This is a genomic window from Spartinivicinus marinus (genome assembly GCF_026309355.1).
GTDB classification, from domain to species: Bacteria; Pseudomonadota; Gammaproteobacteria; order Pseudomonadales; family Zooshikellaceae; genus Spartinivicinus; species Spartinivicinus marinus.
In genome coordinates this window covers 4,710,940-4,723,862 of sequence record NZ_JAPJZK010000001.1, presented here as the reverse complement: position 1 = coordinate 4,723,862, position 12,923 = coordinate 4,710,940, and the positions used below count along the sequence as shown (strand labels likewise).

Genomic DNA, 12,923 nt, shown 5'->3' with positions numbered 1-12,923 from the left:
AAAAAGTGAACGCTACCACTCCATAGTGGCTTTTACAAAAGGAATAGTTAACTTTCTTTTGGCTGAGAGTGAAGCTGAATCAAGCTGGTTTAATACATCAAACAGCTTAACCATTTCACGGGGGGAGCGATAGATAATGTAACGAGCCACGTCTTCTGTTAATTCAAGCCCACGCTGCTGGGCTCTCAACATCAATACCCCCACTTTATCCTTATCAGATAAGCCATTAATTTTTAATACAAGCCCCCAATTAAGCCGTGACTTGAAATCCGCTAACTGAATAGGTAAGTGATTAGGTGATTGAGTAGCACCCACAATAAGACGATTGCCAATTTGCCGAATGCGATTAAATAAATGAAATAGCGCCTCTTCCCAGACAGGATCACCTGCAATAGCTTCCAACTCATCAATACAAATCAGGTCAAGCGCTTCCAGGCCTTCAAGTAATGCCGTATCACAATCAAGCAGCTCTGACATTGGTAGATAAACACTCGTCATTTTAACGCTATCTGCCTGGTGGCAGGCAGCCTGAAGCAAGTGGGTGCAACCAACCCCACCGGGACCATACAGAAACACCACCGGCTCTATATTGTCCAGACTTGTTTGCTCTAGATCTATTGCCGCGACGACTGCTTCATTACCAACCGCGTAAAAGTTGGCAAACGTCGCATCATCCCGTAAATAAATGCCCAGCGGGAGTTGTACAGGCAAACTCATACTGTTGTTCAATCATCTTGTTGTGTAGGCTCTGGCGCAGTATGGTATAAATCACTCAGTTTATAAATATCATGGAGATGGCGCAACAACACCATAATAATCGCCGCCACAGGAAGGGCAATCAAAATACCAACAAACCCAAATAGCTGACCACCGGCTAGAATAGCGAAAATAACCGCTACTGGATGTAATCCTATCCGATCACCTACTAATAAGGGGGTTAATACCATCCCTTCCAAAATTTGACCCACTATAAAAACAACCACTACCCCAACAAAAGGCAGCATACTATCAAACTGGAATGCCGCTGCAATTAATGCAGCACCAATACCAATGGCAAATCCCATATACGGCACAATACTCGCCAGCCCTGCTATCAGCCCAATAATCACAGCAAACTGCAAGCCAACTATCCAAAGGCCAGTGGAGTATATTAACCCTAAACACAACATAACTATAAGCTGGCCTTTCAAGAAAGCACCTAACACTTCATCACATTCACTAGCCAGCTGCCTAACTACAGGCTCAATACTGCGAGGCAATAGACTACTAATCTTTGCCATCATGATGTCCCAGTCTCGAAGCAAATAGAATGTGACAACTGGCACTAAAAACAAATTCGCCAACGCTGTGACTATTGCCACACCCGATGCTGTGGCTGACTTAATTATTGGCGTTAAAAAGCTACCGGCATCGCGCCAAGTAGCCGTAATATGTTGGGTAATCGTATCTAACTTGAATGCACTTGGCTCTATACCTAACTGGGTGTGCAATATAGGAATCACATTCACTTGCAGCCATTGCTGCCAGATAGGTAAGTTTTGAATTAGGTTTTTTATTTGTAAAATCAATTGAGGCAACAAAATTATCAATAACAAAGTGCCCACGAATGACAATACAGTAAAAACTATTGTTACTGCCCAAGTTCGACTCAACCCTTTTGCTTCTAGTTTATCAGCAATCGGATCGCCTAAATACGCTAACACCATACCAACTAAAAATGGGGGAAGAATGGGTTTTAGTAGATAAATTAGAGCTATTACGATCAGTAATATCCCTAAAATAAACCAGCGCTGTGAGTCTGTAATCATACTTTTGCCCGTTCCCTTAAATACTGTCGCCCCCATACCCAAACATAGTCAGCGCCACTTAAAATAGTAACTGTTAACGTAATTAGTATTAATCCTTCCGCCAGCCAAATGGGGATACTCACAATCATAGCCAGATTAATGATCAACAGTATGGCTAATATAATTTGACAAAAGGTACTGAGTTTTCCAAGGGAGGTCGGTTTAAAGTCGTAAGGGCCCACTAAGTGATGATAAGCGACAGCGCCACTCACAATAATAAAGTCTCTACCTAGAATAACAGCCGTTAGCCACCAAGGAATAATGCTGGTTAACGTTAGCATGATGTAGGTAACGACTAGCAAGAGCTTATCAGCTAACGGGTCAACCATTGCTCCAAATCGGGAGTGCCAATTAAAACGTCGAGCAAGAAAGCCATCCAGACCATCTGACAACCCTGCGACAATGAACAAGATAAATGCCAGTTGATATGCTCTCCACCATAGGGCTAAGGCTACTGGTATAACCAACAGCAGCCTGATCACTGTAAGCACGTTTGGAATGTAACTTAAACTCAAAGCAGGACTCATGAAACAGTAGGCATGTGGTGCTTTACAAAAGCAATTCTGCCCCACCGCTCTACAATGACTGTTAGGATAACTAGTGCCACTTATTTATAAGTCGTAGCACTAGCTACTATAAGGGCGTTTTTGTGAAATTCAACACAGAGACCTGGAATCACTCTCTACCCATTATTCGCTGCATATATTCTTTCACTTAACACCCCTACTACTATTTTGTTACCGCTAGTTTTATTACCGCTACTCTTTCACCCATTGATACACCAACTGTCGTGATGCACCTTCAGTACTTTGTGGCGCATCAATTAATTGCATATAGCCACTGGTTTCCAACTCATCTTGCAATGCATTCACATCACCTTTTAGCACTAGCTCAAAGCTTGCTTGCGAGTCAGTCACTTCCAGCAAACTCACCTCTTCAACAACAGCGAGTTTCTCCAAAAACTTGCTGACTGAAGCATAGGCCGTCAGCCCTTGTACTCCCTGTACTGTCAGTTGAAGCCCGCCTGTCGTTGTTGCAGGATCAGCTTGGTTTACTTGCTGCTTTGTATAGGCTCCAGATAGCTTGCTAGCGACCAGCTTGATCCCTGCTTGCATAAAGTCTTGCATAGACACTTTAGACAAATCTTCAACATATTGATTGCCTTGAAGCAATAATACCCAACGTCCACTGTATTGATTTGCTGATATAGCATAAATCCGTCCCGCCAGTACTGACTTTGCCTGATAACGGGTTGACGCTTTATTAATTGCATCTGAAAACAGTCCCCAGGCATCTACTTCTGACAGGGAACTACTGTCTTCAAAATCCATTATAGGAAGAATAAGTGGAATATGGTGCTGCTTTGCCTGAGCCTTTAGAGCATCAATGGTAGTTTCCTCTTCATCTTCTGAAGAGAAAATCTGCCTTTTACCACCTGGTTTTTCTTCAATCAGCCAAACCAACGTTTCTTCCCGTTGCTGATCCCAGGCATTAAAACCATTTTTTTTCAACAACAGGCGTACGGCAGTTGGATCAAAACTCACCGCCAATTGTTTTAATGATGCCTGTTCCCCATCACTGGCCTGGCGTTGCTCACCGTACTTCACCACATAACGACTGGCTTCTGCTGATGCCGCTTGAATCTCAGGGTGGCTTAACACCTCTTCACTGCCGGTTACCATTGTAACCACTTGCTTAAATGCTGCTTGAATCGCTTGCTGCTGAGACGCCTCTGTTTCATCTGCAAGCGGAACCACTGTTTCATAAAACTGCCGGTCCACTTCTGCCACCCCTTGCTGGATCATGCAAATGCTTACCAAGCAGCTCAATAGCAACTGTTTTATAAGTTTCATCTAATGGTCCTTGCCTTAAGTAACGACCTGTTAATTAACTGATTAACATCCCTCCTATCTGAACCCAGTTACAACCATGGCCTGATAGGTTAACAACTGCTAGAATACCGCAGCTCAAAAAGGGCCACGAAAAAAGTCGGCTACTCTTCAGACGACGATTTAGCCACTTTGTTCGTCATAACCCAGATTTTGATAATCCAGTTTAAAATTGTGTATTGACTGTTTACCCTCTGTATCAGGCCAATAAATTAACGGTTTCACTCCGGAAATACTACCCTGATTGCAGTGGAATCAACTGTTTACTACAAGTTAGGGATACCCATGACCCAACACAACGCTTCCTCAGACAAAGCCAAGTCCCTCAGCTACAAAGATGCTGGTGTCGATATTGATGCTGGCAACGCATTGGTTGAGCGCATCAAGTCTGTGGCAAAACGAACCAGCCGCCCTGGAGTATTGGCAGGTCTTGGTGGCTTTGGTGCCCTGTTTGAACTACCTAAGGGTTATCAAGAGCCAGTGCTGGTTTCAGGTACTGATGGTGTGGGCACCAAACTTAGATTGGCAATGGACCTCAATAAGCACGACACTATTGGTATTGACCTGGTTGCAATGTGTGTCAATGACTTAGTTGTTGCCGGAGCAGAACCTTTATTCTTTTTAGATTATTACGCTACCGGCAAACTGAATGTAGATGTTGCAGCAGATGTCGTTGCAGGTATTGGCCAGGGTTGTGAGTTATCAGGCTGCGCCTTAGTGGGCGGTGAAACTGCTGAAATGCCAGGTATGTATGAGGGTGAAGACTATGACCTGGCTGGTTTTTGTGTCGGCGTTGTAGAGAAAAGTGAAATTATTGATGGCAGCAAAGTAGCAACAGGTGATGTATTAATTGGGCTTGCTTCTTCCGGACCACACTCAAATGGTTATTCATTAATTCGTAAAATCCTTGAGGTGGCTGATGCCGATCTAACCCAAATTATTGGAGATGTCAGTTTAGCCGAAGCATTACTTGCCCCTACCCGGATTTATGTTAAACCCCTGCTTGAGTTAATGAAGACAGTACCCGTACATGCACTTTCCCATATTACCGGGGGTGGTTTTACTGAAAATATTCCTCGCGTATTGCCTGAACACTTGCAAGCGAATATTGATGCCGACAGCTGGACCATACCTGCCGTATTCAACTGGTTACAGCAAGCAGGCAATATTGATCAGACTGAAATGTACCGCACCTTCAACTGTGGTGTAGGCATGGTTATCTGCGTACCAGCTACTGAAGCAAAAACAGCAATTAGCCTGCTGCAGCAAGCAGGTGAAACGGCCTGGCAGCTCGGCACCATTAGCGAAAAAGCGAGCAGTGACTCACCTGCCGTTGTTATTAAGGGTGAGTAAACCATTCTTCACCTTTAGATTATTGGGGAAAAGGTTCAAACAATAAGTCTAGTGTCCGATATGGAATAACAGGCCATTCTTCCACCGCTCTAAAAGTCCATCCCTGGCCTTTAGAGCTAAAGCTGTTCTAGACAGCAGCTTCAGAATACCCTGTTACTCCATATCCGCTAGTTTTTGCAACAACCTCTTAATCTCAAGCCACTGTAATTGGTTATTAACATATTAGCCTCGACTAACGCTTTTACCCACACAGTCAAAGCGTTACTACTAAACAAAAAGTGACCAGGAATCTTACGCGAATGAAAAAGCCTATTAATGTTGTTGTTGTCATCTCTGGCAGTGGCAGCAACTTACAAGCACTCATTGATCAGGCTGCAGCAATTAATATTAATATTACGGGTGTCATTAGTAATATTGCTTCTGCCTATGGATTAACTCGTGCTGCTCAAGCCAATATTCCTACCCAAGTTGTTGACCATACCCAATTTTCAGATCGAACAACATTTGATACAGCATTAATGGCAGCTATCGATAGTTACCAACCAGACCTAGTTGTGTTGGCAGGCTTTATGCGAATTCTTACTCCAACGTTTACCAAGCACTATACTGGTCGTATGCTCAATATTCATCCTTCCTTGCTGCCCAAATACCGTGGCTTGCATACCCATAAACGAGCGCTGGAAGCTGGCGATAAAGAGCACGGCGCCACTGTACACTTTGTAACAGAAGAGCTTGATGGTGGTCCAAATGTGATCCAGGCCATTGTTCCAGTTGCAGGCTCAGACACTGAAGCCAGCTTGATGGAAAAAGTTCAACAAAAAGAACACAAAATTTACCCTCAAGCAGTTGCCTGGTTCGCGGAAGGCAATTTAAAAATGGAGCACAATAAGGCGTTCCTGCTGGGGGAAATGTTACCTCCTACAGGCAAGCGACTGCCAAACGATAATAGCAAGTGATGAGTCAAATGGACTTGCACGGGCAATACGTTTGGCTGGAACTAAACAAGCTAACAATTAGATGGATTACTATCGCTTATGATTAAAAAAGGCGTTCTAGCAATCGCAGCGAGTGTTTTATACCTAGTGAGTGCAGCTAGTGGGGTAAGCGCTGCCTCAATCAAACCTTTTAAAGCATCTTATGGAGCCAAAGCATCCAGCATTCCAGTAAAAGGGAGTGCTACCCGTGAGCTCAGCCTGAGTAAAGATGGCACTTATCAACTCAGCTTTAATGCGGACATCGTATTGGTAAACCTTAACGAAAGCTCTGCCTTCACTCTTGATGAAAAACAACAAGTTAAGCCTATTAGTTATCATTTCAGACGCGGTGGATTGGCTAAAAACAAAGAAATTAGCCTTAAGTTTGATTGGAATAACAAGCAGGCTCAGAACATTGCTGATGATAATGTAAAGCCTTTTGCTATACCCTCAGGAACCCTCGACAAAATCAGCTATCAATTTCAACTCCGCCAAGACCTCATCAATGACAAAAAAGAGTTGCATTACACCATTGCAGACGATGATGAGCTTAAAACTTATAAGTTCAACCGTGTTGGGGAAGAAATCATAGAAACCCCCATCGGCTCAGTAAAAGCAGTTAAAGTGGAGCGGGTTCGGGAAGGAGACTCCGACCGCCAAACACTGATTTGGTTTGCTAAAGACTGGGACTATTTAATGGTTCGACTCCAGCAAATTGAAGATAGCAAACGCTATGATATTTTCTTGAAAAGCGCTTCGATTGAAGGCCAGCAGTTAAAAACAAATTAATATATACCAGCCAGCGATTGCTCAACTCTTTGCAATCGCTGGCTGTTAATACTCCACCCAATAAGACTTCCTGATCTTATTCCTCTGCCCCCTATCATTTCTTCATATTTTCCAGCTTTTTCGACAATATTCTTTATGGATAGCTGACAAAAGGTACACTCAATATAAGATAAAACTCCAAACCTTTTCAGTGTCCAACCAATTACTCAATTCACCTTGAAAATAACAGAGAAAGGTACAATAAATGTTGATATTCAGTCATCCTTTGTGGAGGCCACTATGTTGAGGATAGCTTTGTTTATTGGTACTAATTTAGCTATTTTGGTCTTGCTCAGTATTACCTTCCAGCTCCTTGGAATTGAAAGCTTACTCCAGCAAAACGGGGTTGATTTAAATCTGACTGCCTTGCTTATCTATTCAGCCGTCATTGGTTTTGCAGGCTCTTTTATCTCTCTGTTTTTGTCTAAAACGCTGGCAAAAAGAAGTATGCGAGTACAAGTGATAAATCAGCCTAGCAATTCAGCAGAACAATGGCTGTTAAAAACTGTACAACAACAAGCCGACCGTGCAGGTATCGGAATGCCTGAAGTAGGTATCTTTCACCACCCTTCTCCTAATGCCTTTGCCACTGGTTGGAATAAAAATGCAGCACTGGTAGCAGTCAGCACCGGTTTACTGGAACATATGAGCCAAGATGAAGTGGAAGCGGTACTAGGCCATGAAGTCAGCCATATAGCCAATGGAGATATGGTCACCCTAACCCTTATCCAAGGCGTAATGAATACATTCGTTGTATTTCTGTCACGGGTCATTGGCTTTTTGGTTGACCGACTTGTGTTCAAAGTTGAGCGGGGGCATGGGCCTGCCTTTTGGGTTGTTTCAATTGTCGCAGAAATTGTCCTGGGTATTTTAGCAATGACAATTGTGATGTGGTTTTCTCGTTGGCGTGAGTTTCGAGCGGATGCAGGAGGCGCTTCACTCGCGGGCCGAAACAAGATGATTAATGCACTTCAACGTCTGCAATCAGCCCAAGGCGCACCCACTATGCCTGATGAAATGGCTGCTTTTGCAATTAATGCAGGACGTGTACAAGCACTGTTTTCTAGCCACCCACCGCTGGAAAAACGTATCGCAGCGCTACAGCAAATGTCATAACGCCATACAACGAAAAACTGGAAAGTTAGCCTATGAGACTGTTACACACTATGTTGCGGGTTGCAGATTTAGATCGCGCAATAAACTTTTATACTCAGGTAATGGGGATGAAGCTGTTGCGGCAATCGGAAAACCAGCAATACCGCTATACCCTTGCCTTTGTTGGTTATCAGGATGAAACCGAAGGGGCTGTAATCGAACTTACCTATAACTGGGATACTAACCAGTATGATTTAGGTAATGCCTTTGGTCATATTGCTATTGAAACAGAAGACTTATACAACACTTGCGACAAAATTCGGGAAGCTGGGGGCACGATTACTCGTGAGCCAGGACCGGTGAAAGGAGGCACTACTGAAATTGCTTTTGTTAAAGACCCAGATGGTTATCTACTGGAGTTAATTAACAAGAAACAGGCAGGTAAAGGGCTAGAGGGCTAAAAACAGAATCCTGTTGCTAATCAGTGATTAGCAACAGGATTAATCGACTTATTACAACAGTTTGCGCCCTTTATTGGCTGCAATTTTCAGCCGCAATGCATTTAACTTGATAAAGCCTGCCGCATCGGCCTGATCATAAGCCCCTGCGTCATCTTCAAAAGTAGCGATATTTTCATCAAATAGGCTGTTATCCGATTGACGGCCCACGACTGTCACATTGCCTTTATACAGCTTCAGTCTTACTTTGCCATTAACTGGCAACTGGGACTGGTCAATCATTTGCTGAAGCATTTCACGCTCAGGTGACCACCAGTAGCCGTTATAAATTAATTTGGCATAACGAGGCATTAGCTCATCTTTTAAATGAGCCACTTCCCTATCTAAGGTAATTGACTCAATGGCACGGTGAGCTTTTAGCATAATAGTACCACCAGGCGTTTCATAACAGCCACGGGATTTCATGCCCACATAGCGGTTTTCAACGATATCCAAGCGACCAATACCATTATCACCACCGACTTTATTTAAATAAGCCAATACTGTTGCAGGTGTCATAGGTTGGTCATCAATTGCAACAATATCACCCTTTTGGTAGCTTAACTCAATATAGGTGGATTGATCAGGCGCTTGCTCTGGAGAGACAGACCAACGCCACATGTCTTCTTCTGCTTCAGCCCAAGGGTCTTCTAAAATGCCTCCTTCATAAGAAATATGAAGTAAGTTAGCATCCATCGAATATGGTGATTTACCCTTTTTCTTTTCAACGACAATATTATGCTTTTCACAGTAAGCTAATAGGCTTTCTCGTGAATTTAAATCCCATTCGCGCCATGGAGCAATCACTTGAATACCTGGCTTCAATGCATAAGCACCCAGTTCAAAGCGTACCTGGTCATTACCTTTACCAGTAGCCCCATGGGAAATAGCGTCAGCCCCAGTTTCATTAGCAATTTCAACCAGTCGCTTGGCTATTAAGGGGCGCGCAATAGAGGTACCCAGTAGATATTCACCCTCATAGATGGTATTCGCTCGAAACATTGGAAATACGAAGTCTCGGGTAAACTCCTCACGCAAATCCTCAATAAAGATTTCTTTAATCCCCAGCGCTTCCGCTTTGGCTCTGGCTGGTTCTACTTCTTCACCCTGACCTAAGTCAGCTGTAAAAGTCACCACCTCACAGCGGTAAGTTTCTTCCAGCCACTTAGCAATGACTGAAGTATCCAGCCCTCCAGAATAGGCTAAAACGACTTTATTCACTTGCTTCATTTAAAAATGCTCCGACCGATTCCCCAAGCGCGATTGTAAAATGCAGCGACATTAGTAATACAATATTACAAGCCCGCTATATTATACCGGTAACAGACTCAAGGCTATTGCAAAAGCTAATCGATATTAGGAAAGAAGTGTTCTCTGAAGAGGCTTAAGACATCGCAAGTCAAACACCATTAGCAAGTTATTACAAACAAAACAAGAGAAAATAAGTGATGACCTGTCATGTCTTTCCAGTTAAAATACTGTAAATAAATACAGCTAAAGTTCAGTAGGCCTCTTAACACATTTGCTACCTATAATTTGTATTTTGTCATGTTTTTGCTAGGAACTAATTAACATAAATTCAATCTTATATGACAACTGTTGTCTTATTAGAAAAACCTTTTGATAAATTAATATAATTCAGCAGTTGTCGTAAAAGTAAGCTAGACAATAGATAACGTCTTTAATGGCAAAGGTCATTAATCAAACAGCTAAAGCGTTAATGATCATCCACCAAAAAGCCACCTTAAAAGAGTAGAGGAGAAACAAACAATGGGGGAAACACTGTGGCATTATCGTGCACAGTTTCTAGTCAATAAAAAGCAGTTTCAACCACTGCTAGAAGCACTTTGCTATCACCCCCAGGATATATCGCCTGACAATATTTATGCCTTTGTCATGACAGAATTTAGTAGCTTTAATTTTGCTGTCACCTTTAACAAAACTGGTGATCTAAATAAAATTGAATTAATCAGCACGCCTGAAGGTGATATAGACGACTTATTAGTACCTATTGCCCCTTATGTGGAACCATCAAGCTTTATTGAGTGTGCATTTCGTCCTTCTAATCAATACTTAGCTAACAATGAAATTGCGCTTATTCGATGGGAATTCAGTCATCAGACTGTCAACTCAGCACTGTATGCGATACAACGTGATTACTATAGCCAACAAGAAGTCAGTAGACGTCTGTTACCTGATTTACATATTGCCGCCTAATCCAGGACTGCACTAGGATTTATTCTCCTGATCATTTGCTTCATCAGGCTGCTCACTATTTTCCACTTGCGTTTTTAAGGGCTCTTTATCAAGCCTAATCGTTACCCTACGGTTACGAGCACGATTCTCAGCGGTATTATTTTTTGCCACAGGATAGCGTTCGCCATGAAAGCGCATAACAATCATTTCCTCAGGTATACCCTTTTTTTGTAGATAGATGCGGACCGACTCAGCACGCTCTTTCGAGAGCTCTCGGTTGGAAAGACGGCGTCCCAGTGAGTCAGTATGGCCATCAATGTACATCGCTTTTATAGAGGGATCAGCTTTGATATAAATAGCAATATTATCCAGCAGTTGTTCTGCATCATTGGGTACTTTGGTTTCATTCGTACCAAAGAATATCGCCGAGCGCTGTATTTGATCAAAGTTAACGGGTAATAAGCTGGCAAGACAGTTGATGTACCGAGGGTAAACCTGCTGGAAATTAACCGCTGAAATTTCTACCGTAATTTTTTCTGCTAAGTTTCCTCCATACCAAGACATATTGGTAAAAGAGGGATACATCCCCTGAGCTAACTGACTAATCATCCAACTGGGCAAGTCACCTGCCAATACAACAGGCTCTTTACTTCCTGATACTGTCACTTTACCTTTTGCTTTGGCTCCTTGGTCAAACCGCCAGGCAGGTGCACTCACACCAAGATCAGCACTTCCTTGTTGCATGGGCCTGCTCCAGCTCAGTAACTTAAAGCCTACTCGCTCCCCTGCCCGATGACGAAAGACCGCCTTACCATAGCGAGGAATATCTTGAATTAAAGTACACTCAAAGATCGACTCTTCTAGTTGCCACTGAGTATTATCTATAGGTGCCCGAAAAGTCGCCGCAACTGCTTGGCCACTACCCCAGACTGTCCACTCAACCAGTAACCACCCTGTCACCAAGCCAAGGATTCGCCATTGTTTCCCCAACAACATAACAGCCCCTTTGACAGATTCGCGCTTATATGAATGGCACCTCATAAAATAAAGAGGCACCACTATGCATATCGGCTAGCTGCTAGTAATCTTGAAATAACTACCTGATTAAGGTGCCCTTAATCAGCGGTAGCCAGGTGAAGTTCCTTTGGGTAAGATGCCTCCCTGATCACCGACCCAACAACCTGGAAAGCCCAGATGACAACCACATTAACCATTACCCGGCCTGATGACTGGCATATTCACTTACGTGACAATGCTGCCTTACAAACGACCGTGAATGATGCCAGTCGCTATTTTGGACGCGTCATTGTGATGCCTAATCTGGTGCCTCCGGTAACCACCCCCGCACAAGCCTTCGCTTATCGACAACGCATTGTAGCGGCAGTGCCTGATCAACGTGTCTGGCAACCATTAATGACTCTCTATCTTACTGACAATACCTCACCTAACACGATCCATGAGGCAAAGACTACAGGGCATATCTATGCCGCTAAACTGTATCCGGCAGGGGCAACAACTAACTCAGACTCCGGTGTTACTGACATAAAGAAAATCTATCCGGCTTTAGAAGCTATGGCTGCAACAGGTATGCCGCTACTCGTTCATGGTGAAGTGACGGATGATCATATTGACGTATTTGACCGGGAAAAAATATTTATTGACCGCTATCTAAGTGAAATCATCAAGCAGTTTCCTACTCTTAAAGTCGTACTTGAACATATAACGACAGCAGATGCAGTCAATTTTGTACAAGAAGCATCCGATCAAGTTGCTGCCACTATTACTGCTCATCACTTGTTGTACAACCGCAACCATATGCTAGTGGGTGGAATTAAACCACACTACTATTGTTTACCTATTCTGAAGCGACAAACTCACCAGCAAGCTCTGCAAGCTGCAGCAACCAGTGGCAACCCCAAGTTTTTCTTAGGTACTGACTCTGCTCCTCATACTCAGTCAGCCAAGGAAAGCAGTTGTGGTTGTGCCGGTTGTTATACAGCCTATGCTGCCATTGAGCTTTATGCAGAAGCCTTTGAACAACTCAATGCTTTAGAAAAATTGGAACCCTTTGCTAGCTGGTATGGTCCAGACTTTTATGGTCTACCGCGCAACCAAGACACAATTACTCTGACCAAAACACCTTGGCAAGCACCAGAACAATTTATGCTCGGAGACCAGCCATTGATTCCACTAAGAGCAAACGAAACCATTCAATGGCAAGTGATTGAAAAGTAGTTATGACCT

Annotated in this window: 13 protein-coding genes; 7 read left to right on the top strand and 6 right to left on the bottom strand. The window is 43.3% G+C overall.

Annotated features, from left to right (window positions below; genetic code table 11):
* Nucleotides 1-12: 12 nt before the first annotated feature.
* The 4 genes from hda to OQE68_RS21125 form a co-directional block, all read right to left on the bottom strand.
* Nucleotides 13-717: a DnaA regulatory inactivator Hda gene (gene hda, locus OQE68_RS21140; RefSeq protein ID WP_180570052.1), complete on the bottom strand. Its 705-nt coding sequence runs from the start codon at nt 715-717 to the stop codon at nt 13-15.
* 8 nt (nt 718-725) lie between these two features.
* Complete coding sequence (locus tag OQE68_RS21135; RefSeq protein WP_219340132.1) at nt 726-1,808, bottom strand: AI-2E family transporter; 1,083 nt, start codon at nt 1,806-1,808, stop codon at nt 726-728.
* Nucleotides 1,805-2,374 (bottom strand): CDP-alcohol phosphatidyltransferase family protein, encoded by a 570-nt coding sequence (locus tag OQE68_RS21130; RefSeq protein ID WP_266195789.1) that lies wholly within the window; start codon nt 2,372-2,374, stop codon nt 1,805-1,807. Before OQE68_RS21130 ends, OQE68_RS21135 begins: the two co-directional genes overlap by 4 nt.
* Nucleotides 2,375-2,605: 231 nt before the next feature.
* Entirely contained in the window at nt 2,606-3,700 is a 1,095-nt protein-coding gene (locus OQE68_RS21125; protein ID WP_180570054.1) for a DUF2066 domain-containing protein, read from the bottom strand.
* A gap of 321 nt (nt 3,701-4,021) precedes the next feature.
* Here OQE68_RS21125 and purM point away from each other — a divergent pair, with 321 nt between their 5' ends.
* The 5 genes from purM to gloA all read left to right on the top strand — a co-directional run bounded on the left by purM (nt 4,022) and on the right by gloA (nt 8,447).
* Nucleotides 4,022-5,089 (top strand): phosphoribosylformylglycinamidine cyclo-ligase, encoded by a 1,068-nt coding sequence (gene purM, locus OQE68_RS21120; RefSeq protein WP_180570055.1) that lies wholly within the window; start codon nt 4,022-4,024, stop codon nt 5,087-5,089.
* A gap of 299 nt (nt 5,090-5,388) precedes the next feature.
* Nucleotides 5,389-6,045 (top strand): phosphoribosylglycinamide formyltransferase, encoded by a 657-nt coding sequence (gene purN, locus OQE68_RS21115; protein ID WP_180570056.1) that lies wholly within the window; start codon nt 5,389-5,391, stop codon nt 6,043-6,045.
* Nucleotides 6,046-6,123: 78 nt separating this feature from the next.
* The gene (locus tag OQE68_RS21110) at nt 6,124-6,852 is read left to right on the top strand and encodes a DUF3108 domain-containing protein (RefSeq protein WP_180570057.1); all 729 of its coding nucleotides are present in this window, start codon (nt 6,124-6,126) and stop codon (nt 6,850-6,852) included.
* Between the two features lie 279 nt (nt 6,853-7,131).
* Nucleotides 7,132-8,007 (top strand): protease HtpX, encoded by an 876-nt coding sequence (htpX, locus tag OQE68_RS21105; protein ID WP_180570058.1) that lies wholly within the window; start codon nt 7,132-7,134, stop codon nt 8,005-8,007.
* Nucleotides 8,008-8,039: 32 nt separating this feature from the next.
* Entirely contained in the window at nt 8,040-8,447 is a 408-nt protein-coding gene (gloA, locus tag OQE68_RS21100; protein ID WP_180570059.1) for a lactoylglutathione lyase, read from the top strand.
* Between the two features lie 51 nt (nt 8,448-8,498).
* Here gloA and OQE68_RS21095 read toward each other — a convergent pair whose 3' ends face one another.
* A complete protein-coding gene (locus OQE68_RS21095; protein WP_180570060.1) occupies nt 8,499-9,713 on the bottom strand; it encodes an argininosuccinate synthase in 1,215 nt (404 codons plus the stop codon).
* A gap of 540 nt (nt 9,714-10,253) precedes the next feature.
* Here OQE68_RS21095 and OQE68_RS21090 point away from each other — a divergent pair.
* On the top strand, nt 10,254-10,700 hold the full coding sequence (locus OQE68_RS21090) for a hypothetical protein (protein WP_180570061.1): 447 nt from the start codon (nt 10,254-10,256) through the stop codon (nt 10,698-10,700).
* Between the two features lie 12 nt (nt 10,701-10,712).
* On the opposite strand, the gene OQE68_RS21085 is transcribed toward OQE68_RS21090, so the two are convergent.
* Nucleotides 10,713-11,675 (bottom strand): flagellar protein MotY, encoded by a 963-nt coding sequence (locus OQE68_RS21085; protein ID WP_180570062.1) that lies wholly within the window; start codon nt 11,673-11,675, stop codon nt 10,713-10,715.
* A gap of 198 nt (nt 11,676-11,873) precedes the next feature.
* On the opposite strand from OQE68_RS21085, the gene pyrC reads away from it, so the two are divergent.
* Entirely contained in the window at nt 11,874-12,914 is a 1,041-nt protein-coding gene (pyrC, locus tag OQE68_RS21080; protein ID WP_180570063.1) for a dihydroorotase, read from the top strand.
* Nucleotides 12,915-12,923: the final 9 nt, after the last annotated feature.